Consider the following 23,021-nt stretch of genomic DNA (forward strand, 5'->3'; position numbering starts at 1 on the left):
CCCCTCCGGAGGAATGCGCACGCCACGCCACCGTCTCGTCAGGGTGGACGGTGGTCTGCGGCGGTTCCTCAAGGGTATCCGCTGTCGTCACGTGACGTTTCGCGGGGCTCAGACCGCGGCGAGCTCGCGCGGGCGCGCGCCTTCCTCGTCGTCCCAGGCCAGGCGCTTGCGCAGGTGGACGGTGGTGCCACGGCCCGGCGTGATGCCGAACGAGATCTCGTCGACCACCGAGCGCATGATGAGCAGGCCGCGCCCGTTCTCCGTCTCGGGCGGCGGGTAGTGCAGCGGCATCGAAGGAAGCCCCGCTCCCGAGTCGGCCACCTTGACGTCGCAGCGGCCGTAGCCGATCGACGCGCTCACTTCGTACCTGTTGGCGGGACCGCCGTGGCGAACCGCGTTGGAGCAGGCCTCTGAGACCGCGAGCAGCATGTCGGAGATGCAGGTCTCGCTCACGCTGAGTGATCGCATCGCGTCACCCAGCACTCGCCTGACCATCGGGATGCCGATCGCATCCCTGGGCAGCGCCAACGAGAACTCAATATCCACCGGACCCCTCCGGGTGCCAGAATCTCACCTGGAGTAGGTTTCCCCGTGAAATCAGGGCTAACCGCAAAATCACGTTGTTGTTATTTAGTGTTGGTAAGCCCGTGGGATTGTGGCACGGCGAAACCCGGCTTTAAGCCGCTATGGCCAATTCCAGGTGTCAAATGTGCTGTTCTACCCCTCGACCCTCACCGTGTACTCCTCGATCACGGTGTTGGCCAGCAGGGTCTCGGCCATCTTTCGGACGTCCGCAAGGGCGGCCTCGTCAGCGGCGCCTTCGAGCTCGATCTCGAAACGCTTTCCCTGACGCACCTCGGAAACGCCGGAGAAGCCCAGGCGCGGCAGCGCGCGGGCGATCGCCTGACCCTGCGGGTCGAGGATTTCCGGCTTGAGCATGACGTCGACGACTACGCGCGCCACGGCGCTCCTCCTGAAAGGTGGGTACGGCTTGCGGCGTTCAGCCTAGTGCCCCCTCGGAGCTCACCCACCGTCACCCCCACGCCGGTCGCCTTGGGGGGCACGGTGGAAGATCCCTCGCGAGAGGTTCACCGGCGACGCATCGGGAACGGGGAGGACATGGGGCTTGCGCGTAGGGATGTGACCTCTGCCACGATGTCCCCAAACGCGTACGAACCACCACCAGATGGGCCGTACGCCGGAAAGGCCGGACAAAGCATGGCAACCCCAGCGAACCGGCCCCGACCGCACAGGAGTGGCACGTGACCGTCGACGCCTCTCGTGGTGCTGACGCACCTCCGGAGCTCGTCCAGTTGCTCACCCCCGAAGGGGAGAGGGTCGAGCACCCCGACTACGACATCGACCTGACGCCCGAAGAAGTGAGGTCGCTCTACCGCGACCTCGTGCTCGTCCGCCGTGTCGACCTGGAGGCCGTCGCCCTTCAGCGCCAGGGCGAGCTGGGCATCTGGGCCTCCCTGCTCGGCCAGGAGGCCGCGCAGATCGGCTCGGGCCGCGCGCTCACCGACGCCGACATGGCCTTCCCCACCTACCGCGAGCACGGCGTCGCCTGGTGCCGCGACGTGGACCCGGTGAACCTGCTCGGGCTGTTCCGCGGCGTGAACCACGGCGGATGGGACCCGGCCGAGCACAACTTCCACCTCTACACGATCGTCATCGGCAGCCAGACCCTCCACGCGGTCGGCTACGCCATGGGCATCCAGCGTGACGGCGCCAACGCCGCCACCATCGCCTACTTCGGCGACGGCGCCACCTCCCAGGGCGACGTCAACGAGTCGTTCATCTGGGCCAGCGTGTTCAACGCCCCGATCGTCTTCTTCTGCCAGAACAACCAGTGGGCGATCTCCGAGCCGCTGGAGAAGCAGACCCGCATCCCGCTCTACCGCCGCGCCTCGGGCTTCGGCTTCCCCGGCATCCGCGTCGACGGCAACGACGTCTTCGCCTGCCTGGCCGTCACCCGCCAGGCGCTGAAGAACGCGCGAGAGGGGCAGGGCCCCACGCTGATCGAGGCCTTCACCTACCGCATGGGCGCGCACACCACGACCGACGACCCGACCCGCTACCGCGTGGCCAGCGAGCTCGAGGCGTGGAAGCTCAAGGACCCGATCGAGCGGCTCAAGGCGTACCTGTTCAAGAACGAGCTGGCCGACCAGGCCTTCCTCGACTCGGTGGAGGCCGAGGCCGAGGATCTCGGCGCCGACCTGCGCAGGCGCTGCCTGGAGATGCCCGACCCAGGGCCGCTCGACATCTTCGACCACGTCTACACGGGCTCTCACGCGCTCATCGCGGAGGAGCGCGCCCAGTACGCCGCCTACCTGGAGGGTTTCGAGTCATGAGCATTCTGACCCTCTCCAAGGCGATCAACGAGGGCCTGCGCAAGGCGATGGAGGACGACCCGAAGGTCCTCATCATGGGCGAGGACGTCGGCAAGCTCGGCGGAGTCTTCCGTGTCACCGACGGTCTGCAGAAGGACTTCGGCGAGGACCGCGTCATCGACACCCCGCTCGCCGAGTCGGGCATCGTCGGCACCGCGATAGGCCTGGCCCTGCGGGGCTACCGGCCCATCTGCGAGATCCAGTTCGACGGGTTCGTCTTTCCCGCCGCCGACCAGATCATCACGCAGCTCGCCAAGATGCCGCTGCGCTCGCTCGGCGCGATCAAGCTGCCCGTCGTGGTCCGCATCCCCTGTGGAGGCGGCATCGGAGCCGTCGAGCACCACAGCGAGTCGCCCGAGGCGTACTTCACCCACACGGGCGGCCTGCGCGTCGTCGCCTGCAGCAACCCCGCCGACGCCTACTCGATGATCCAGCAGGCCGTCCGCAGCGACGACCCGGTGATCTTCTTCGAGCCCAAGCGCCGCTACTGGGAGAAGGCCGAGGTCGACACCGCCTCCACCGACTGGTGGACACCCTTCGACGAGGCCTCCGTCGTACGGCAGGGCACCGACGTCACGCTGCTCGCCTACGGCCCCATGGTCAAGACCTGCCTGGAGGCGGCCACCGCGGCCCAGGACGAGGGACGTTCGCTCGAGGTGATCGACCTTCGCTCGCTCAACCCCCTCGACTTCCCCAAGGTCATGGAGTCGGCCCGCAAGACGGGCAGGGTGGTCGTCGTGCACGAGGCGCCCGTCTACAACGGCTTCGGCGCCGAGCTCGCGGCGCGGATCACCGAGAGGTGCTTCTACCACCTCGAGTCACCCGTGCTGAGGGTCGGCGGCTTCTCCACCCCCTACCCGCCCTCGAAGCTGGAGGACCACTACCTGCCAGACCTCGACAGGATCCTCGAGGCCGTCGACCGTACCTTCACCTACTGAGAGGGGGACCTCGAATGCGTCGCGAATTCAAGCTCCCCGACGTCGGAGAGGGCCTGACCGAGGCGGAGATCGTCCGCTGGCACGTCAAGCCGGGCGACTCCGTCAAGGTCAACCAGATCGTCGTGGAGATCGAGACCGCCAAGTCGATCGTCGAGCTGCCCTCCCCGTGGGCGGGCGTCGTCGCCGACCTGCTGGCGGAGGAGGGGCAGACGGTCGACGTCGGGCTGCCCATCATCGCCGTCGACACCGGCGAAGCCGCCCCCTCGGGTACGGCGGGCGCGCCGTCCGCCGCCTCGACCGAGGGCCCGGCGGACCGGCTCGAGGCGCTGGCCGACGACCTGGTGCCGCGCCCGCCCGCCGAGGGCGCCGTCGAGCCCGGCGCGCACGGCGGTCCCGCGCCCAAGGAGGAGCGCACGCCCGTCCTGGTGGGCTACGGCGTCAAGACAGGGGCCGTCAAGCGCCGCACGCGCAAGACCCCCGGCCAGGACACCGGCCAGCCGGTTCAGGCACAGGCGGCTCAGGCTCAGCCGGGTCAGGTGGCCAACCCCGAGCGCGTCGCGCTCCCCGGCCACGTCGCTCCAGCCGAGACGGGGCAGGTGCCCGTGCCGCGCACGGGTCAGGAAAGAGCCCAGGTGCTCGCCAAGCCGCCGGTCCGCAAGCTGGCCAAGGACCTCGGTGTCGACCTGGCCACCCTGCGGGGCACGGGACCGCAGGGCTCCATCACCCGCGACGACATCCACGCCGCCGCGCAGGAGCCCGTCCAGGCCGCCCCCGCGGCTCAGGCGGCACGTCAGGGCGCGCCGGAGGTGGCCGAGGAGCGCGTGCCCATCAAGGGCGTGCGCAAGATGACCGCCCAGGCGATGGTGGCAAGCGCCTTCACCGCGCCGCACGTCACCGAGTTCCTGCAGGTGGACGTCACCGAGACGATGGCGGCCGTCCAGCGGCTCAAGGGGCTGCCCGACTTCGCCGAGGTCAGGGTGTCGCCGCTGCTGCTGGTCGCCAAGGCCGTGCTAGTCGCCGCCCGCCGCTACCCGATGATCAACTCCGCGTGGGACGAGGCGGCGCAGGAGATCGTGGTCAAGCACTACGTGAACCTGGGGATCGCCGCCGCCACCCCACGCGGCCTGGTCGTTCCCAACATCAAGTCGGCCCACTCCCTCGACCTGCCGTCGCTCGCGGCGGCGCTGGGCGAGCTGACCGAGACGGCGCGGGCGGGCCGTACCCAACCGGCCGACATGGCGGGCGGCACGATCACGATCACCAACGTGGGCGTGTTCGGCGTCGACACCGGCACCCCGATCCTCAACCCGGGAGAGGCGGCGATCCTGGCCTTCGGCATGGTCAGGGACGCGCCATGGGTGGTGGACGGGCAGCTGGCCGTCAGGAAGGTGACCACGCTCGCGCTGTCGTTCGATCATCGGATCATCGACGGCGAGCTCGGCTCGCTCTTCCTGCGCGACGTCGGCGCGATGCTGGAGGACCCGCTGCGCATGCTCGCCTGGAGCTGAAGGACGCGGGCGGGCGGCTCCGGCCTGCCCGCCCGCGCCTCAGGACACTAGGCTGGTCGCATGATCCGCCACATCGTGCTGCTGACCTGGACCGACGACGCGACCGACGAGCAGAAGGCCGCCGTCGCCAAGCACCTGGGCGAGCTGCCCGCCGTCATCCCGCAGCTGCGCCGTTACGACCTCGGCAGCGACCTCGGCCTGGCCGCCGCGGGCAACTCCGACTTCGCCATCGTCGCCGAGTTCGACTCGGTCGCCGACTACGAGGTCTACCGCGACCACCCGCAGCACCACGCCGTGATCAACGAGCACATCGTCCCGATCAAGGCGGGCCGCGCCGCGATCCAGTTCGAGTTCTAGAGCCGCGCCGTACAGCGGACGCATTTGGCGGGCGGCACCGGCCGCACATCGCTCCAGCCCACCTTCTTGACGATATCGGCGCGCCAGGCGGCGCCCTCGGGAGTCAGCCCTTGTCTCCCGAGCAATTGGCCGGTCCTACGGTCGATCACGAGCTGTCCTCCCTCGAACTGAAGGGCCAGCCCGTCGAGCCCGAACGTCCCTGGAACGCCGTCGACCACCTCGATCCCCGGCGCACGCGCCAGGAGAAGGTAGGCGGCCGCCCTGGTGCCAGGCGTCGCCGGTGAGTCGACGAGCCGCGAGGCGGCCTCCACCAGCCACGCCTCGCGCTCGGCGGCGACCTGAGCGTCGGAGCTCTCCAGCAACCGTGCCCTGAGCGCCGCCGGCTCCTTGGGGAGGTTCCGCAGCTCCGTCAGCGTCGGCTTCAGCCCATCGGCGAGCTCCAGCCCCAGATCCAAGTTCACCGAGGAGTACGCGGGCATGTTCTTGTTACACCCCCGGGCGGGGCACAGCTTGGGGGAGCCGTCCCGTCGCCACGCTTTCAAGCCCTGGACCGTGTACGGCTTCGACGATATCGGCTCGCGCCAGCCGTAGACCTCGCGATGGGGCCCGAAGGCGAGGACCTCCATGGCCCGTTCCTCGACCCTGTAGGGAGGGCCGTTCTTCGTACGTATGACGTCCTCGATGTCTCGTCGCCAGTAGCGGCCCTTCGCCTCCGGTGTCGCCGCCAGCCTTGCCGCCGCCGCCTCCAGCTTCCGCATAGGTGTGGAGGCGGCAGGCAGGTCCGCCGATCGGGGCACGACGATCGCCACCGCGGCGACCACGAGCGCGACGGCCGCCGCCGCGAGAGCCATCCCGGTCCACGCCCTCCGGCCTCTCCTGCCGCGGACAGCCACCGTGACGGCCGCTCTCCCCCCGAACACGCGCTCCCTGGCCGCCAGAAGGCTCTCGGGGGAGGAGGGCGGCACGTCCGGCATCACCGAGTCGATGACATGGAACTCGTTCATCCCAACACCTCACGCAGCTTGGTCCTGGCCCTGCTCAACCGGGAGGCGACGGTCCCCGTGGCGATCCCGAGCGCGGTGGCCACCTCGTCATAGCCCAGCTCGCCGTAGGCGACGAGCAGCACCACGTCGCGCTCGCCCTGTGACAGCCGTGCCAGCGCCCCCGCCAGCCGGTCGACCGTCACGTCGGCGGCGATCCTGTCCACGACCCGCTGGTCGTGCGACTGCTCGTCGGGTGGTGGGCCCGTCCTGGCCAGCGCCCGGTACCTGCGCACCTCGGCGCGCCTGTGCCTGCCGATGAGGTTGGTGGCGATGCCGTACAGCCATGGTCTGACCCCGCCCACGACCGCGTCGAAGCGGTCGCGCTGCCTGAAGGCGATGAGGAACGTCTCCGCAGCGAGATCCTCGGCCACCCCGAGGTCGAGCCTGCGCGCGATGTAGCGCCGGATCTCCTCGTAGTGGGCTTCGAAGACGGCCTCGAAGACGTCAGGAGCAGTGATCACACCCTTGATTGCCCGCAAGGGCGCGATTCTTCCAAGAAATCTCAGACTTCAGGCGGATTGTTCTCCCGGTGCATCAGCCGGCCTTCGGAGGTGCTCCCGCGCCGGGGCGCCAGCACGATGCTCAGCACCACGCCGACCCCGCCGACGATCATGAAGATCACGCCGATCCTGTCCATGTGCACCGCGTTGCCGAAAACGTCAGGCTCGATCGCGAAACGGAGGATGGCGCCGAGCGTGAGAAAGAAGATGCTGACGCCTACGCCCATGACGACCTCCGGGGGAAAAGACCGCGTACGCACACCGTCATACCCGCTCACCGGTGATCACACCATGAGTTCAGGCGTGACAGGTCAGCGGCCGCCCGCCGTTGAGTGTGATCATGTCGAGCACGGCCGCAGTCAGGTCGACCTCGCCGCCCGAGGCGTCGGCGTAGGCCCTGTGCAGGTTGCCGACGATGCGCTCGGGGTCGACCAGCCCGCCGTACTCGCCGAGGTCGAGCTGCCTGGCCAGCTCCAGCGGGGAGAGGCCGGCCGCCATGCCCGCCTCCGCGCTCTCCTGGACGAAGCGCAGGTAGCCGCGCACGACGGCGATCACCGAGGGCCCGCAGACGTCGCCGTGACCAGGGACGATCGTCTCCGCCCCGAGCGCCTCGAGCTGGTCGAGCGCGGACAGCGCGCCCTCCACCGAGCCCATCAGCACGAACGGCGTGCCGCCGTTGAACACCAGGTCGCCGGCGAACAGCACCCTGCGAGAAGGGATCCACACGAACGAGTCGTTGGTGGTGTGCGCGGCGAACCCCACGTGCCTGACCTCGCAGCGCAGGTCGTCGGAGTAGAGCGTCACCCCTTCGGTGTAGGTGAGGAAGGGCGGGGTGGGATCGAGCGTGCCCCACTCGACGTCGGACGACCACGCGCCCAGATAGGACGGCACGCCGTCGGCGATGATCTGCTCGCGGGTCCGCTCGTGCGCCACGATCGTCGCCTCGGGGAACAGGTGGTTGCCGAAGGTGTGGTCGCCGTGGTGGTGGGTGTTGACGAGCGTGGTGATCGGCCGGTCGGAGACCTTGGCGATCGCCTCGCGGTAGGCGCGGGTGCGGCCCTCGGTCGAGCAGGCGTCGATGGAGATGACGCCCCTGCGCCCGGCCAGGAAGCCGGTGTTGTTGATCCACCAGCCGCCGTCGGGCTGGACGTAGGCGTAGACGCCTTCGGAGATCTCTTCCACGCGTGGGGTCATGACGCGAACCTAACCCGCCCGAACCTGACCTGACGAAAGTAAGGGCCGGTACCAGGCTTACGGCAGAGGTGGACGGATGGCCGCGAAAGCCACAGTGGAGGCATGCGAAAGACATCGACCGCCCTGCTCGCCATCGCCGCCCTCCTGACCGCCCCGGCCGTGGCCCATGCCGACCCCGCACCCAAGGCGACCTTCGAGCTCCCCGCGCCCACGGGGCCGCACAGCCTGGGGGTGCGCGAGGTCCACCTGACCGACCAGGAGCGCGGCAGGGAGCTGATGATCAGCGTGTGGTACCCGGCCATGCCGGGGAGCGAGCCGCGCGCGCCGTACATGCGCCCGAAGACGGCGGCCTCCTTCGACGGCGCCGCCGCCGCCATGGGGCTGAAGCCAGGGCAGGTCGACTGGGCGGCCGTCAGCACCCACGCCCGCACGGGGGCGCGGCCGAAGGGGCGGTGGCCGGTGGTGCTCTACTCCCCGGGCTGGGGATCGCTGCGCACGCTGGGCACCTCGACGGTGGAGGACCTGGCCAGCAAGGGGTACGTGGTGGTGACGGTGGACCACACCCACGAGGCGCCCGTGGTGGAGTTCCCCGGCGGCAGGCTGGAGACGGCCAAGCCCGCCCAGGGCGACGACTACCTGCGGGCAGGGATGGAGACCAGGCGACAGGACATGCGGTTCGTGCTGGACCGGCTGTCCTCGCTGGACGGGCTCGGCCGGGCCATGGACCTGTCGCGGGTGGGCATGTTCGGCCACTCCTTCGGCGGGGACACCGCTGCCGAGGTGATGGCCACCGACCGGCGGGTGGACGCGGGAGCCGACCTGGACGGCTGGCTCGCCTACGACGTCGACGGCCACCAGCCCACGCGGGCCGCCACCGAGGGCACCGCCAGGCCGTTCCTGCTGATGGGCTCGTCCGGCAGCACCAGAGACGGGCGGCCGAGGAGCCACCTGACCTCACCCGCGTGGAAGTCGTTCTGGGAGCACAGCTCCGGCTTCAAGCGCGACCTGCTGATGCCCGAGGCGATGCACTACAGCTTCACCGACCTCCAGGCCTTCCTGCCGCAGCTCGACGAGCAGCTCGAGGTCGTGCCCGAGGTCAGGGCGAAGCGCATCGGGACCGTCGATCCTGGGCGCAGCGTCGCCTCCCAGCGCGCGTACCTGTCCGCCTTCTTCGACCAGACGCTCAAGCACCGGCCCCAGCGGCTGCTGCGCGGGGAGTCGGCGGAGCACCCGGACGTGACGTTCGTCCGCTGAAAGGCCGGGAAAACGCCCGCAGGGCCACCGAACGGTGACCCTGCGAGCGGGAGAGAGCCCTAGAAGGCCGCTTCAGGCAGGTCCATCAGGTCGAGGCCGGTGCTCTCCAGCACCCTGCGCTCGGCGGTGAGCCTGGGCAGCACGGTCGAGGCGAAGAACGAGGCGCCCGCGACCTTGCCCTGGTAGAAGGGGTCCTCGCCCTCGGCCAGACGGCCCAGCGCGATCTCCGCCTGGCGCAGCAGCAGCCAGCCGATGATCAGGTCGCCCAGCGCCAGCAGGAAGCGGGTGGTGTTGAGTCCGACCTTGTAGACCTCGCGCGGAGCCTCCAGCGACCCGAGCGCCCATCCGGCCATCGTGTCGCCCATGGCCTTGACCTCGGCCGCGGCCTCGGCGAGCAGCTTGCGCTCCTGCTTCAGCCTGCCGTTGCCCGCCTCGGAGGAGGCGAAGGCGTTGATCTCGGCCATCAGCGAGCCGATCGCCGCGCCCTGGTTGCGCAGGATCTTGCGGAAGAACAGGTCGAGACCCTGGATCGCGGTCGTGCCCTCGTAGAGGGAGTCGATCTTGGCGTCGCGGATGTACTGCTCGATCGGGTACTCCTGCAGGTAACCCGAGCCGCCCAGGGTCTGCAGCGAGCGCGACAACATCTCATAGGAGCGCTCGGAGCCGACACCCTTGACGACGGGCAGCAGCAGGTCGTTCATGGCCTCGGCGTGCTTGTCGCCGGGGTTGACCAGGAGCGTGTCCTGGAAGGTCGCCGTGTAGAGGACCAGCGCCCGCATGCCCTCGGCGTACGTCTTCTGGAGCATCAGCTCGCGGCGCACGTCGGGGTGGTGGGTGATGGTCACGCGCGGCGCGCTCTTGTCGGCCATCTGGGTCAGGTCGGCGCCCTGAGCGCGGGACTTGGCGTACTCCAGGGCGTTCAGGTAGCCGGTGGAGAGCGTGGCGATGGCCTTGGTGCCCACCATCATGCGGGCGTGCTCGATCACCATGAACATCTGCTTGATGCCCTCGTGCACGTCGCCGACCAGGGTGCCGATCGCCGGGTGCTTGTCGCCGAAGGTGAGCTCGCAGGTCGTGGAGACCTTGAGGCCCATCTTCTTCTCGACGTTGGTGACGTAGGCGCCGTTGCGCTCGCCCAGGCTGCCGTCCTCCAGGTTCACGTGGTACTTGGGTACCAGGAACATCGACAGGCCCTTGGTGCCGGGACCGTGTCCCTCGGGCCTGGCCAGCACGAGGTGGAAGATGTTGTCGGACATGTCGTGCTCGGCGCTGGTGATGAAGCGCTTGACGCCCTCGATGTGCCAGGTGCCGTCGGGCTGCTGGATCGCGCGGGCGCGGCCCGCGCCGACGTCCGAGCCCGCGTCTGGCTCGGTCAGCACCATGGTGGCGCCCCAGTTGTTCTCGATCGCCAGCTCGGCGAAGCGCTTCTGCTCGGGGGTGCCGAGCTTCCACAGCGTGTAGGCGAAGTTGGGGCCCGCGGCGTACATGTAGAGCGCGGGGTTGGCGCCGAGCACCATCTCCGCCGCCGACCAGGCCAGTGTGCGCGGGATGCCGGGGCCGCCGAGGTCCTGGGGCAGGTCCAGGTGCGCCCAGCCGCCCTCCATGAGCGCCTTGAAGGACTTCTTCACCCCGTCGGAGACCGTGACCGTCGACGTGGCGGGATCGAAGACCGGAGGCGTGCGGTCGCCCTCCTCGAAGGAATCGGCGAGCACGCCGGTGGCCAGTCTGTTGACCTCGTCCAGGATGCTGCGGGCGACGTCTTCGTCCACTTCGGAGAAGGGGCCCGTGCCGAGGATGTCGCCGCGTCCGAAGACCTCGAAGAGGTTGAACTCCAGGTCACGCACGTTGCTCTTGTAGTGGCCCATGGCTGCCGTCTCTCCTTGAACCGAGGGGTGTTTGTACTGGCGAGTAACCTTACTCCGAATGCTACCCATGGGTAACCTCTCCTATGCACATACTCTCGACCCATGGATGCCGAAGCGCTGAACGAACGGTGGCGACAGCACCTGGCGTCGTGGGCCATCCCGCCGGAGATCCTCGCGGTGGCGCCCTCCGACCCCTGGGGCCACTCTCCCGCCCGATTCGCCGCGAGAACCGACCGCGCGGTGGCGGAGGCGGAGGGGCCGACGCTGGCCAGGGTGGAGGAGGCGCTGCCTGACGGCGGCACGCTGCTCGACGTCGGCGCGGGCGCGGGCGCGGCCTCCCTGCCGCTGGCCCAGCGGATCGGCAGGCTGATCGCCGTCGACACCTCGCCGGCGATGCTCGCCGAGCTCGGGCTCAGGGCGGAGAAGGCGGGCCTCGAGACCACGATCGTCGAGGGCAGCTGGCCGGAGGTCGCCGATCGCGCGGGCAGCGCCGACGTGGCGGTCGCCGCGCACGTCGTCTACAACGTGCCCGACCTGGCCGCCTTCTTCGTCGCCCTCGACGACCACGTCACCGGCAGGGTGGTCGTCGAGCTGCCCGACCGCCACCCGATGAGCTGGATGAACCTGCTCTGGGAGCACCTTCACGGAGTGCGGCGCCCGGTCAGGCCCATCGCGGAGGACGCGGTCGCGCTGGCCGCGGCGCTCGGCTTCGAGGTGCGGGTGGAGGAGCGGGAGTCGCCGATCGAACGGTTCGACACGATCGAGGAGCTGGCCACGAGCGTGTGCCGCCGCGCCTGTCTCGACCCCTCGCGCGAGGAGGAGGTGGCGCGCACCGCCATGGAGCTCGGCATGTGGCCGGTGCCGCGCGACCGGTGGGTGACGCTCTGGTGGAATCACCGCGGGCGTTGAGCCGTTGTCAGGAGTGAGCGACCCGCTCCCGGACGAGACGCGCCGTACCCGGAACGCCAAGACGACGCACCCCTTCGACAACAAGGAGTGCACATGGCCTGGGTCATTCTCGTCGCAGCCGGCCTGCTCGAGGTCGTCATGGCCTACTCGCTGAAGATGAGCGAGGGCTTCTCCCACCTGTGGTGGGCGATCAGCTTCCTGGTCTTCGCCTTCCTCAGCTTCGGCGCGCTGTCCTTCGCGCTCAGGAGCCTGGAGGTCGGCACCGCCTACGCCGTGTGGACGGGCATCGGAGCCGTCGGCACCGCCGCGCTCGGCATGCTGCTGATGGGCGACGACGTCTCGGCCGTCAAGCTGGGCTCGATCGCCTTCATCATCATCGGCGTCGTCGGCCTCAACCTCTCCGGAGCGGCCCACTGACGTGGTGTGGAGAAGGACGCCCCGCGGGCGTCCTTCTCCCTGGTCCCGCGCTCTCTCGAGGACGGACTAGCGCGCCCTCCCCTTCATGGTGAGGGTGAGGATGCCCGCGATGAGGTAGACCAGCGCGCCGCGCCAGACGGAGTCCCACGCGGCACCGAAGATGCCCTCGCCGTCGATGACGAGCTGGACGGGGTAGGTCAGGACCGCGGTGATGCCCGCGGGCAGGAGCGCGAACTTCCACGGGTGCTGCAGCGACCAGCTGCGCGCCTGCCTGGTGACCCTGTCGCCCTCCTGGGGCTTGGCCACCGCGCCGATGGCGGCGATGAGGGCGAACAGGCTGATGCCGAGGCCGAGGGCCCACGGCAGGTCGGCGGTTCCCGGCAGGATCACGCCCATGCCGTAGCTGGCCGCGGCGACCACGCCGCCGCCCACGGCGGCGGCCTTCCAAGGGGCGCCACGCAACGCGGCGCCGGACAACGACAGTTCTTCGCGTCGAGAGAGCTCGTTCATAACCCCAGGGTGCCTTTTCGCGCCCCTTGTCCGCATCGGGGATCGACCCTGATAGTTCCCCGAGGATGCGTCATGATTCGGACATGCAGGAATTCACCATCGAGCGGCTCGGACCGGGTGACGAGGACCGGTTGCGCGAGATCAGGCTCCACGCGCTGGCCGACGCGCCGGCCGCCTTCGCCTCCACTCATGACAAGGAAGTCGCCTACCCCCGCGACAAGTGGGCCGAGCGCCTGGCCGACCCCGACTCCGCCTGGTTCGTGGCCGCCGACGCCGGCCTGGTCTGCGCCAGGCAGGAGCACGAGGGGGAGGCACACCTGCTGTCGATGTGGGTGGCGCCCCGGGCCAGGGGGACCGGCCTGGCCGGTCGCCTGGTGGACGAGGTCATCGCCTGGTCCAAGGCGCGCGAGGCCCACGAGATCGGCCTGTGGGCCGTCGACGACAACCTCGACGCCCGCGCGCTCTACGCGCGCAAGGGCTTCCTGCCCAGCGGCGAGGTCATGGCGCTGCCGTCCCATCCGGAGCTGATGGAATCGCGCTACGTGCTCTCCCTGGTCTTCCGTACGGCCCGCGCCGACGACCTGCCCGCCATCGTCGCGCTCATCACCGACGACGCCATCGCCGCGGCCCGCACCGGCGCGTACGGCGAGGAGCACCTGGCCGCCTTCGAGGACATCGAGGCCGACCCCAACAACGAGCTCATCGTCGCCGAGCTGAAGGGCGAGGTCGTCGGCACGATGCAGCTCACCTACATCCCCGGCATCTCCAGGCTCGGCGCCACGCGCCTGCAGGTGGAGGCGGTCAGGATCGCAGGGCACCTGCGAGGGCAGGGCTGGGGCCGCAGGATGATGGAGTGGGCGCACGCCAAGGGCAGGGCGCGCGGCTGCGCGATGGTGCAGCTCACCTCCGACAAGCGGCGTGAGGACGCGCACCGCTTCTACCGCTCGCTCGGCTACGCCCAGTCACACGAGGGGTTCAAGCTCCAGCTCGACTAGGTTGTCGTGGTAGACGGCGCCCTTGCCCATGTCGGCGTCGCGCTCGTCGACCACGGCGTTCGGGTTGGCCCCACCGGTCGTGAGCTTCGGCCACCGGCCCTTCGGACTCGCCACGACGCCCTTGGCCACCCTGTCGCTGACCTCCACGTCGGCCAGGAAGTAGCCGTTGTGGTTGACCACGCGCACCCGCCGGCCCGTGGACAGGCCGCGCGCCGCCGCGTCGGCGGGGTTGACCAGGACGACCGGCTCCTTGGCGCGGCGCAGCAGCTCGGGGTTGTTGCCGAAGGTCGAGTTGAGGAAGGTGTGGGCCGCGGGGGTGATGAGCGTGAGCCTGTCGCCCGCCGTGCGGGAGGAGAGGGAGGGGACGAAGGCCTTTCCTCTCCTGGGGAAGCGGAGCCTGCCCGAAGGCGTGGGGAAGCCGTCGGCGAAGGGGGCGAAAGGCTGCGGGTAGCTCATCCGCATCCAGCCCTCCTTGCGCAGGCGGTCGAGGGTGACGCCCTCGAGCGAGGGGTGGCCGCTCGACAGCAGGTCGGCGGCGAGCTCAAGGTCCGAGTCGTACAGGGAGGGCTCGGTGAGCCCCATGTGGGCGGCCAGGCGGCGGAAGGTCTCGGTGGTCGACAGCGCCTCGCCGGCGGGGGCTACGGCGGGCTCGTTCCACAGCAGGTACATATGGCCGTACCCGGCGTGCAGGTCCATGTGCTCGGTCTGCATGGTCGCGGGCAGCACGATGTCGGCGTAGTCGACGGTGTCGGTGGGGAACTGCTCCATGACGACCGTGAAGAGGTCTTCGCGGGCCAGCCCCTTCCTGATCCTGTTGCTGTCGGAGGTGGAGGCCAGCGGGTTGGCGGCGTAGACCCAGAGGCACTTGACGTCGTCGAGCTCGGAGGCCAGCCGGGTCATGTACCTGGTGCGCACCGGCGCGGCCAGGAGGTCGTTGCGCTTGTCGATCTTCAGATGGACGTGGCCGCTCGTGGAGTAGGCCACGCCGCCGCCCGGATGGCGCCAGTCGCCCGTGACACCCGGGATCGAGGCGATCGTCCGCATGGCCGCGCCGCCGCCCTCGTGCCGCTGGATGCCCATCGTGGCGCGGATGGCGGTGGGACGGGTGTGGGCGAGCTTCATCCCCAGCCTGTGGATGGCCTCGGCGGGGATCCCCGTGACCTCGGCGGCCCGCTCGACGGGCCAGTCCATGATCTCCTCGCGGAAGTCCTCCCAGCCCTCGGTGTGCCTGGCCAGGTACTCCTCGTCCTGCGCGTTCTCGGCCAGCACCACGTGGAGCAGCCCGAGCGCGAGCGCCGCGTCGGTGCCTGGCCTGATGGCCAGGTGCTCGTCGGCCTGGTCGGCCGTCCTGGTGCGGATCGGGTCGATCGCCACGACGTGAGCGCCGGCCGCGCGGCCGTCCTGGATGAACTTCCACAGGTGGTGGCCGCTGGTGAGCGTGTTGGTGCCCCACAGGAGGATGAGCTTGGCCTGGGCGAAGTTCTCAGGATCCATGCCGCCCGCGGTGCCCTGGGCGCGCGCCAGACCGAGGCTGCCGGCCACCGAGCAGATGTTCAGCGAGTGCTTGGAGGCGCCGAGCACGTTCCAGAACCTGCGCCCCGCCACACCCTCGCATCCCTGCAGGTAGCCGAGGGAGCCGGTGCCGAGATAGGGCCAGATCGCCTCGCCGCCGTGCTCGTCCACGATGCCGCGCAGCCTGGTGGCGATCTCGTCGAGCGCCTCCTCCCAGCTGATCCGCTCGAACTGCCCCGAACCCTTGGGCCCCGTACGGCGCAGCGGATGGAGGATCCTGTCCTGCGCCTGCGTGTGCTCGAGATAGCGGTTGACCTTCACGCACAACGCGCCCCGCGTGTACGGCTGGTCGGGGTTGCCGCGCATCTTCACGGCCTTGCCGTCCTCGACGGTCACGACCCAGGAGCACGTGTCGGGGCAGTCAAGCGGACATGCCCCCAGAACTCGCAGTTCACCCGACATGGCATCGAGTGTAGGCGCAGCGCCCCAGAGGGACGCTGCGCCGGTCCACGTCAGCTCTGCGAGGAGGGCGCCTCGTGGGTGAGCTTGGCCCTGGTCCCCACGCCGGGGGAGTGCGGGCCGTTGATCGTGGAGGGGTCGAAGGCGTAGGTGCCGACGAGCGTGGCGATCGCGTCGGCGTTGACGTCGAGCGCGGTGTCGTTGATGTTCCTGATGTCGTCGCACGCCTGGTGGTAGCAGCGGTCGTAGCGCTCGCCCGCCGTGCCGCCCCACTTGGCGACCTCCTCGGGCGTCTTGCGCTTCTCCGCCCCCGTGAACAGGCCGCCTGCGGGGATGCCGACCGCGATGAAGGGGCCGTAGTCGGAACGGCCGTCGAAGTCGGTGCCCTTGGAGGCCAGACCGCGCGAGGCGTAGAACTCCTCGAAGTACTTCTCGATCTGCGCCGAGCCCTCGGGGCCAGGACCCGCGCCGACACCGTCGGAGTCGTCGCCGTCGTAGACGTGGTAGACGTAGTTCGGCGAGGCGACCATGTCGAAGTTCAGGTAGAGGGCGATGTCGGCCCGCTCCTGCTCGGTCAGGTTCGCCACGTAGTGCTCGGCGCCGAGCAGACCGAACTCCTCGCCGCCCCAGAAGGCGAAGCGGACCTTGTTCTCCGGCCTCGACTTGGCCATCTGCAGCGCCACCTCGAGGATCGCGCCGACACCCGAGCCGTTGTCGTTGATGCCGGGGCCGTCCTCGACCGAGTCGAGGTGACCGCCGACCATCACCACGTTGTCGTCACGCCCGTGCCTCGTCTCGGCGAGCACGTTGTAGGTGGTGTAGGACTTCGTCACCGTCTCCCACGAGAAGGTGAACCCGACCTCCGCGCCCGGCGTGGCCGCCAGGTCCCTGCCGGTCCAGTAGCTGGCGAACAGCACGGGCAGGTCGGAGGGACCACCGAGGTCGGGGTTGACGTCCGCCTCCGTACGTCCCTCCTGGCCCTCGTTGAACAGCACGACCCCGGAGGCGCCCGCGGCCTTGGCGTTGGCGACCTTGACGGAGAAACCGCAGGTGCCGCGCTGGATCAGCGCGAAGTTGCCCGGCGTGAACCCGGCGAAGTCGGCCGCCTCACACCCCGAGGTCGAGGAGTTGGGCGCGGGCCCCGGCGGGATCATCACGTCGACGGCCTGGACCTTGCCGGAGAACGTGCCCTCGGCGGTGTGCCCCGACGGCGTCCAGTCCAGCCCCAGCGCGAAGACCTGAGGGTTGGGCGACTTGCGCTCGAAGACCGGCTTGGTCTTGAACTCGAGATTCTCGAAGGTGAACTTTTGCGTCGAGACCTTGTACCCGGCCAGGCGCAGCAGCCCGGCGACGTAGTCGCGCGACAACTCGTAACCGCGGGTGCCGTCCACGCGGGTGTTGCCGTTGGCCTTGGCGATCAGGTCGAGGACCTTGAGGTGCCGCTTGACGTTCTTGCCGTTGACGGCCTTGACGAGCTTGCGGACCGAGTTGTTGTTCGGGTCGGCGTGCGCCGCCGTGCCCGTGATGGCGAGAGGTGCGATGAGAACGGCCGTGACCAGCGCGGCTCTGAGCTTCATGAGACTCCTCGATGACGAACGGTCCCCCGAGAGCGCGAGCCCTGCGGCCCGCGCGGGTGCGCGGGCCGCAGGTCGGATCTAGCTGAGCTCGACCTTGTCGTGGTCGTGGACGACCGCGGCGCGGGTGGCGGCGGCCTTGTGCGCCTTGCCCGGCGCGTGGATGCCGTTGACGGCCTCGGTGTCGAAGGCGTAGGTGCCCATCAGCATCGCGATCGCGTCGGAGTTGACGTCGAGCGCGGTGTCGTCGATGTTCCTGATCGTGTCGCACGGCGCGTGGTAGCAGGGGTCGTACTCGATCCCGGCCGTCCCGCCCCAGATCGCGGCCTCCTCGGCGGTCTTGACCTTCTCCGCGCCCGTGAACAGGCCGCCGCCGGGGATGCCGGCGTCGATGAAGGCCTTGTAGTCGGAGCGGCCGTCGAACTCGCTGGCCTTGGACTGCAGGCCGCGCGAGGCGTAGAAGGACTGGAAGTCCTTCTCGATCTGCGCCGAGCCCTCGGGGCCTGGGACGCCGAACACGTCGCCGTCGCCGTCGTACACCTGGTAGACGAAGTTCGGCGAGGCGATCATGTCGAAGTTCAGGTAGAGGGCGATGTTGGCCTTGTCCTGCTCGCTCAGGTGGTCGACGTAGTACTGCGAGCCGAGCAGGCCGAACTCCTCGCCGCCCCAGAAGCCGAAGCGGACCTTGTTGCCGGTCTTGTGCTTGGCCATCTGCAGCGCCACTTCCAGCACGCCGCCGACGCCCGAGCCGTTGTCGTTGATGCCGGGGCCCTCCTGCACCGAGTCGAGGTGCGCGCCCGCCACCACGACGTTGTCCCCGCGGCCCCAGCGGGACTCGGCGATGACGTTGGAGGTGGTCCTGGTCTCGACCAGCTTGTCGAAGGACAGGCTGACCGTGGTGCCCGGCTTGGAGGCCAGCTCGTCGCCGACGGCGAAGCTGGTGAAGAACACCGGAACAGGCACGTTCTCCCCGATGCCGGGGTTGACCCTGGCCGTGGTGCGGCCTGGCTGGCCCTCGTTGAAGAGGATCACCGCTGAGGCGCCTGCCGCCACGGCGTTGGCCACCTTCAGCGCGAAGTCGCAGGTGCCGCGCTGGACGAGCGCGATGTTGCCCGCGGTGAAGCCGGCGAAGTCGCTCGCCTCGCAGCCGGAGGTCGAGCCAGGCGTGGCCGGCGGCGGCAGCACGACGTCGACCGCCTGCACCGGCGCGGTGACGGTGCCCGCGGAGCTGGCCCCCACCTCGTGGAACTCCGTCACATGGGCGAAGGACTTGGGCTCAGGTGCGGTGCGCTTGAGTACTGGCGGGGTCTTGTAGCCCTCGAACTCGAACTCGAAGGGCTGGATGGTCACCTTGTACCCCGCCAGGCGCAGCACCGAGGCCACGTAGTCGCGGGAGAGCGCGTAGCCGCGTGTCCCGTCGACGCGAGTATTGCCGTTCGCCTTACCGATCAGGTCAAGCACTTTCAGATGTCGCTTGACGTTTTCACCCTTGACCGCGCTCACCAGCTTGCGGGCCGAATTGCTCGGCGAGTCGGCGTGGGCCGTGCCCGCCATAGTCAGCGGCGCGATGAGAACGGCGGCCAGCAGGCCCTTACCCAGGCGAGAACGTCCTAGAGATCTACTAAAAGCTAAGCGCATGGACGGAAAGGTATATTGGCGAACCTTTACGGAGAAGATGCCGACTGCATTTCGTTACCAACCCAGGCGAATGTGGTTATCACGGTCGCCACGGCGTCAGCCGAAACATCCAGGGCATAGGCGTTGACGTTCCTCAGGTTGTCGCACCCCCTGTGGTAGCAGCTGTCGAACGGGACGCCTGACGTCCCGCCGAAGGCCTTGGCCTGGTCCTGCGTCTTGAAGCCCTCCGCGCCGGTGAACAGTCCGCCCGCGGGGATGCCCGCCGCGATGAAGGGGCCGTAGTCGGAGCGCCCGGAGAAGTCGGTGCCCGTGTACGGCAGGCGCCGCGCGACGAAGAAGTCCTCGAAGGCCTGCTCGATCCGCGCCGACCCCGCAGGGCCAGGACCCTGCCCCACCCGGTCGGAGTCGTCGCCGTCATAGATTCCGAAGATGTGGTTGGGCGAGGCGGCCATGTCCAGGTTGAGGTACATGTCGATCTTGGCGCGCTCCGCGGCGGGCAGGGTGTTCACGTAGTACGAGGACCCGATCATTCCCAGCTCCTCCGCGCCCCACCAGGCGAAACGCACCGCCCGGTCGGGGTGCCGCGCCGCCGTCCTGATCGCGATCTCGAGGATGGCCGCGCTTCCCGAGCCGTTGTCGTTGAGGCCGGGACCCGCCTCGACCGAGTCGAGGTGCGCGCCCACCATCACCACGTCGTCGGTCGCCCCCGTCCTGGTCTGGGCGATCACGTTGTGTGAGGTCATCCTGCGGATCTCGGTCCTGGTGGCCACGGTCACCAGTCGCGCGTTCGCCACCGCCGCGCCCTGAGTGGAGTCGACGCCGACGATCGGGATCTTCTGGGGAGCGCCCGTGTTGCCGTCGAAGGCGCCGCCCTGGTTGACCACGACCAGCGCCTTGGCCCCCGCGGCGGAGGCCCTCGCCGCCTTGGTCCCGAACGTGCACAGCCCCCTGTCGACCACCGCCACGCCGCCGGGCTCGAATCCGGCGAAGTCCGTGTCGTTGCAGCCCATGCCCGCTTTGCCAGGCTTCGCCGTCACCTCACCCGCGCCCGAATGGGCCAGGGTGGAGACGTTCCCGAGGTCCTTGCCGTCCGCCACGAGGGCCCCGGGGGTCAGCTGCCTGTAGACGTCGAAATGGAAGGGCTGGAGCTCGACCTTGTAGCCTGCCTCCAGCAGGCGTGTCGCGACGTAGTCGGCGGAGGCGTCATATCCGGACGTGCCCGCCGCCCTGCTACCTCCGTGGGCGTCGGCGATGGCCTGGAAGGCCTGCAGATGCGCGAGCACATTGCCGATCTTCACATCGTCGGCGAGTGTCGCGTCCGGCGCGGCGACGGCCAGCGCGACGAGCAAATGGGTGATCATGCGGGCCAGCGTGGCAAGCTTTCTCACCGGGGTATGGCAAGGCACGTCGAGCTGGCAGAGACGTTACCCGGTGGAGTGACCACAGTGGCGATTGTGGACACTTGAGGCCAATGATCGCACGGTCCAGTCAGAAAGAGGCAGAATCGCTGTCGGTGGCAGACATTACGGAAAGCGAGAAAACGGCCGACTCCTCGAAGGGGGGCCCGGCCGTGTCTGAGGCGCGCGACGAAACAGTCGTCTTCGTCGTCGAACCGCTCCTCCCGCAGCGGCTGCGGCGGCCGTCCGACGCCCTGCGCTTCCTCGCCACGCTCCTGGTGCTGAGCGCGGTCATCCTGCTCATGCTGGTGGCCCAGCAGACCCTCATCGGACTCGAACAGGACGTCACCGAGGGCACCGACCGCGCCCCAGCCCTGCTGGCGGGCATCGCGACCTTCCTCAGTGGCGCCGCCGTGCTCGTCGTGCCCACCGCCTTCGCGGTCGAGCGCGTCTTCCACCGCGACGGGCTGCGCGTGGCCGAGGGGTTGATAGCCGCCATCCTCGGCATGGCGGGCTCCTACCTGATCGGCCAATGGCTGGTCACGGCCGGCCCCGACGACCTGGCCACGCTGCTCACCGGCGCCCGCGACCTCGAACCGCTCAACGCGCTGCTCAGCTCGGTCATCGCCTACGCCACCGCCGTCCGCATCTCGCGCAGGCCCACCTGGCGCGCGCTGATGTGGACGGTCACCGCCCTGTCCATCTTCTCGCTGTTCACCGGCAAGCAGATCACGCTGCCGAGCGCGATCGTCACCGTCCTGTTCGGCATGGCCGTCGGCTACGGCACCCTGTACGGCGTCGGCAGCCCGAACACGCGCCCACCCGGCAACGCCGTCATCGCGGCGCTGCGCAAGCTGTCCTTCTCGCCGGTCTCCGCCAGGCGCATCGACGACGACCACCAGGGCAGCCGCCGCTACGCCATCGGCCTGTCCGACGGCTCCAGCCTCGACGTCACAGTGCTCGACCGTGACAGGCAGGTGGCGGGCCTGCCGTACCGGCTGTGGCGCAGGATCAGGCTCCACTCCGAGACCAGACGGCGGGCCATCCGCTCGCTGCGCGCGGAGCTGGAGCGCGAGGCGCTCATGGCCTACGCCACCCAGGCGGCGGGCGCCAACACCCCGCGCCTGCTCGGCACCAGCGAGATCGGCACCGAGGCCGCGCTCCTGGCCTACGAGCACCTCGAGACGCGCGCCCTCGACCAGCTCGACGACAGCGAGATCACCGACGACCTGCTCGCCCAGATCTGGGAGCAGGTGCTGCTGCTGCAGATGCAGCGCCTGGCCCACAGGCGGCTGACCGGCGACAGCATCCACTTCGACCGCGAAGGGCGCGTCGTCCTCACCGACCCGCGCAGCGGCGAGGTGGCGGCCGGCGACCTGCTGCTGCGCATCGACATCGCCCAGCTGCTCACCTACCTCGCGCTGCGGGTCGGTGCCGAGCGCTCGGTCAGGGCGGCGGCGGGCGTGCTCGGCCCCGACGCCCTCGGCGGCGCGCTGCCCCTGCTCCAGCGCATCGCGCTGACCAGGGAGACCAGGGCGGCGCTGTCGAAGAACAAGGAGCTGCTCCCGGGCGTCCGCGAGCAGATCGAGGCGCTGACCCCGCAGGCCGAGGTCGAAGAGGTACGGCTCGAGCGGTTCAAGCCGCGCACCCTCGTCACCATCATCGCCAGCACGCTGGCCGCCTACTTCCTGCTCTCCCAGCTCAGCAGGGTCAACCTGCTCCAGGTCATCACCACGGCCGAATGGGGCTGGGGCGTGCTCGCGCTGGCCGCGTCAGGCGTGAGCTTCGTCGCCGCCGCGCTCATGATCAGAGGGTTCGTGCCCGAGCCGCTGCCGCTCGGCCGTACGGTGCTCGTGCAGTTCGCCTCGTCGTTCGTGAAGCTGGTGACCCCTCCCGCGGTTGGCGGCGTCGCGATCAACACCCGCTACCTGCAAAAACGCGGCGTGCCACCCGCGCTGGCCGTCGCCAGCATCGGCGCCTCCCAGGTCATCGGCCTGGCCAGCCACATCCTGCTGCTGCTGCTGTTCGCCTACATCACCGGATCGAACACGACCACGTCGTTCGCCCCCTCCCGAGGGCTGCTCGTCGCGGTGCTCGCCGTGGCGGTGCTCATCGTGATCCTGCTCGGCGTGCCTCCGGTGCGCCGCATGGTCACCAGACGGCTGAAGTCGCTCTTCTCCAACGTCGTGCCGCGCCTGCTCGACGTCCTCCAGTCGCCGCGCAAGATCGCCGAAGGCTTCGGCGGGATCCTCTGCCTCTCGCTGACCTTCGTGGTCTGCCTCTACGCCTGCGTGCGCGCCTTCGGCGGCGACACGGGCTTCACCACGGTCGCGGTGGTCTACCTGACGGCCAACGCGATCGGCTCGGCCGCGCCCACACCTGGCGGTCTGGGCGCGGTCGAGGCGTCACTGGCCCTCGGCCTCACGGTGGCGGGGGTGCCCGCGGAGTTCGCGACCTCCTCGGTGCTCCTCTACCGGCTGCTCACCTTCTGGCTGCCGGTGCTGCCCGGCTGGGCCTCCTTCACCTACCTCCAGCGGCACCAAGCCCTGTGAGGGAGC

Annotated in this window: 21 protein-coding genes and 1 riboswitch; of the genes, 9 read left to right on the top strand and 12 right to left on the bottom strand. The window is 69.5% G+C overall.

The genetic code is table 11. The features are described 5' to 3' along the window. Nucleotides 1-108: 108 nt before the first annotated feature. Together ABFX55_RS39465 and purS are read right to left on the bottom strand one after the other, a co-directional pair. Complete coding sequence (locus ABFX55_RS39465) at nucleotides 109-546, bottom strand: ATP-binding protein (RefSeq protein WP_346128350.1); 438 nt, start codon at nucleotides 544-546, stop codon at nucleotides 109-111. Between the two features lie 171 nt (nucleotides 547-717). Further along, a complete protein-coding gene (gene purS / locus ABFX55_RS39470) occupies nucleotides 718-963 on the bottom strand; it encodes a phosphoribosylformylglycinamidine synthase subunit PurS (RefSeq protein ID WP_183654438.1) in 246 nt (81 codons plus the stop codon). Nucleotides 964-1,262: 299 nt separating this feature from the next. On the opposite strand from purS, the gene pdhA reads away from it, so the two are divergent. From pdhA to ABFX55_RS39490, 4 genes are read left to right on the top strand one after another with little or no spacing between them, the layout of a single operon-like run. Next, nucleotides 1,263-2,354 (top strand): pyruvate dehydrogenase (acetyl-transferring) E1 component subunit alpha, encoded by a 1,092-nt coding sequence (pdhA, locus tag ABFX55_RS39475; RefSeq protein ID WP_346128352.1) that lies wholly within the window; start codon nucleotides 1,263-1,265, stop codon nucleotides 2,352-2,354. Then, on the top strand, nucleotides 2,351-3,331 hold the full coding sequence (locus tag ABFX55_RS39480) for an alpha-ketoacid dehydrogenase subunit beta (RefSeq protein ID WP_346128354.1): 981 nt from the start codon (nucleotides 2,351-2,353) through the stop codon (nucleotides 3,329-3,331). The genes pdhA and ABFX55_RS39480 overlap by 4 nt, the downstream gene beginning before the upstream one ends. Nucleotides 3,332-3,345: 14 nt before the next feature. Next, nucleotides 3,346-4,839, top strand: coding sequence for a dihydrolipoamide acetyltransferase family protein (locus tag ABFX55_RS39485; RefSeq protein WP_346128355.1), 1,494 nt, complete (start codon nucleotides 3,346-3,348; stop codon nucleotides 4,837-4,839). A gap of 60 nt (nucleotides 4,840-4,899) precedes the next feature. After that, nucleotides 4,900-5,196 (top strand): Dabb family protein, encoded by a 297-nt coding sequence (locus ABFX55_RS39490; RefSeq protein WP_346128357.1) that lies wholly within the window; start codon nucleotides 4,900-4,902, stop codon nucleotides 5,194-5,196. Here the strand turns inward: ABFX55_RS39490 and ABFX55_RS39495 are convergent. The 4 genes from ABFX55_RS39495 to ABFX55_RS39510 form a co-directional block, all read right to left on the bottom strand. Beyond that, entirely contained in the window at nucleotides 5,193-6,200 is a 1,008-nt protein-coding gene (locus ABFX55_RS39495; protein WP_346128358.1) for a hypothetical protein, read from the bottom strand. The genes ABFX55_RS39490 and ABFX55_RS39495 overlap by 4 nt on opposite strands. Beyond that, nucleotides 6,197-6,718, bottom strand: coding sequence for an RNA polymerase sigma factor (locus ABFX55_RS39500; RefSeq protein ID WP_346128360.1), 522 nt, complete (start codon nucleotides 6,716-6,718; stop codon nucleotides 6,197-6,199). The genes ABFX55_RS39495 and ABFX55_RS39500 overlap by 4 nt, the downstream gene beginning before the upstream one ends. Nucleotides 6,719-6,741: 23 nt before the next feature. Continuing rightward, the gene (locus ABFX55_RS39505) at nucleotides 6,742-6,966 is read right to left on the bottom strand and encodes a hypothetical protein (RefSeq protein ID WP_183654453.1); all 225 of its coding nucleotides are present in this window, start codon (nucleotides 6,964-6,966) and stop codon (nucleotides 6,742-6,744) included. A 70-nt stretch (nucleotides 6,967-7,036) separates the two neighbouring features. Continuing rightward, nucleotides 7,037-7,933 (bottom strand): MBL fold metallo-hydrolase, encoded by an 897-nt coding sequence (locus tag ABFX55_RS39510; RefSeq protein WP_346128362.1) that lies wholly within the window; start codon nucleotides 7,931-7,933, stop codon nucleotides 7,037-7,039. Nucleotides 7,934-8,035: 102 nt separating this feature from the next. Between ABFX55_RS39510 and ABFX55_RS39515 the strand changes: the two genes are divergently transcribed. Further along, on the top strand, nucleotides 8,036-9,187 hold the full coding sequence (locus ABFX55_RS39515; protein WP_346128363.1) for an alpha/beta hydrolase family protein: 1,152 nt from the start codon (nucleotides 8,036-8,038) through the stop codon (nucleotides 9,185-9,187). A 59-nt stretch (nucleotides 9,188-9,246) separates the two neighbouring features. Here ABFX55_RS39515 and ABFX55_RS39520 read toward each other — a convergent pair whose 3' ends face one another. Then, on the bottom strand, nucleotides 9,247-11,052 hold the full coding sequence (locus ABFX55_RS39520) for an acyl-CoA dehydrogenase (RefSeq protein ID WP_346128365.1): 1,806 nt from the start codon (nucleotides 11,050-11,052) through the stop codon (nucleotides 9,247-9,249). Nucleotides 11,053-11,154: 102 nt separating this feature from the next. Between ABFX55_RS39520 and ABFX55_RS39525 the strand changes: the two genes are divergently transcribed. Both ABFX55_RS39525 and ABFX55_RS39530 read left to right on the top strand, forming a co-directional pair. Then, nucleotides 11,155-11,961, top strand: a complete 807-nt coding sequence (locus ABFX55_RS39525; protein WP_346128367.1) for a class I SAM-dependent methyltransferase — start codon at nucleotides 11,155-11,157, stop codon at nucleotides 11,959-11,961. A 10-nt stretch (nucleotides 11,962-11,971) separates the two neighbouring features. Further along, nucleotides 11,972-12,032, top strand: a riboswitch (guanidine-III (ykkC-III) riboswitch). A 22-nt stretch (nucleotides 12,033-12,054) separates the two neighbouring features. Beyond that, nucleotides 12,055-12,378: a DMT family transporter gene (locus tag ABFX55_RS39530; protein ID WP_346128368.1), complete on the top strand. Its 324-nt coding sequence runs from the start codon at nucleotides 12,055-12,057 to the stop codon at nucleotides 12,376-12,378. Nucleotides 12,379-12,444: 66 nt separating this feature from the next. On the opposite strand, the gene ABFX55_RS39535 is transcribed toward ABFX55_RS39530, so the two are convergent. Next, the gene (locus tag ABFX55_RS39535) at nucleotides 12,445-12,888 is read right to left on the bottom strand and encodes a hypothetical protein (RefSeq protein WP_346128370.1); all 444 of its coding nucleotides are present in this window, start codon (nucleotides 12,886-12,888) and stop codon (nucleotides 12,445-12,447) included. Between the two features lie 83 nt (nucleotides 12,889-12,971). On the opposite strand from ABFX55_RS39535, the gene ABFX55_RS39540 reads away from it, so the two are divergent. After that, complete coding sequence (locus tag ABFX55_RS39540; RefSeq protein WP_346128371.1) at nucleotides 12,972-13,883, top strand: GNAT family N-acetyltransferase; 912 nt, start codon at nucleotides 12,972-12,974, stop codon at nucleotides 13,881-13,883. Here ABFX55_RS39540 and ABFX55_RS39545 read toward each other — a convergent pair. The 4 genes from ABFX55_RS39545 to ABFX55_RS39560 form a co-directional block, all read right to left on the bottom strand. Continuing rightward, a complete protein-coding gene (locus ABFX55_RS39545; RefSeq protein WP_346128373.1) occupies nucleotides 13,851-15,857 on the bottom strand; it encodes a molybdopterin-containing oxidoreductase family protein in 2,007 nt (668 codons plus the stop codon). The genes ABFX55_RS39540 and ABFX55_RS39545 overlap by 33 nt on opposite strands. Before the next feature lie 50 nt (nucleotides 15,858-15,907). After that, complete coding sequence (locus tag ABFX55_RS39550; RefSeq protein WP_346128375.1) at nucleotides 15,908-17,431, bottom strand: M28 family metallopeptidase; 1,524 nt, start codon at nucleotides 17,429-17,431, stop codon at nucleotides 15,908-15,910. A 78-nt stretch (nucleotides 17,432-17,509) separates the two neighbouring features. After that, a complete protein-coding gene (locus ABFX55_RS39555; protein ID WP_346128377.1) occupies nucleotides 17,510-19,066 on the bottom strand; it encodes a M28 family metallopeptidase in 1,557 nt (518 codons plus the stop codon). 26 nt (nucleotides 19,067-19,092) lie between these two features. Beyond that, entirely contained in the window at nucleotides 19,093-20,454 is a 1,362-nt protein-coding gene (locus ABFX55_RS39560; RefSeq protein ID WP_346128378.1) for a M28 family peptidase, read from the bottom strand. A gap of 182 nt (nucleotides 20,455-20,636) precedes the next feature. On the opposite strand from ABFX55_RS39560, the gene ABFX55_RS39565 reads away from it, so the two are divergent. Further along, nucleotides 20,637-23,015 carry a lysylphosphatidylglycerol synthase transmembrane domain-containing protein gene (locus tag ABFX55_RS39565; RefSeq protein WP_346128380.1) on the top strand — a complete coding sequence of 793 codons (2,379 nt, stop codon included), beginning with the start codon at nucleotides 20,637-20,639 and terminating at the stop codon, nucleotides 23,013-23,015. Nucleotides 23,016-23,021: the final 6 nt, after the last annotated feature.

Origin of the sequence: Nonomuraea roseola (assembly GCF_039535395.1) — a bacterium.
Taxonomy (GTDB): Bacteria; Actinomycetota; Actinomycetes; order Streptosporangiales; family Streptosporangiaceae; genus Nonomuraea; species Nonomuraea roseola.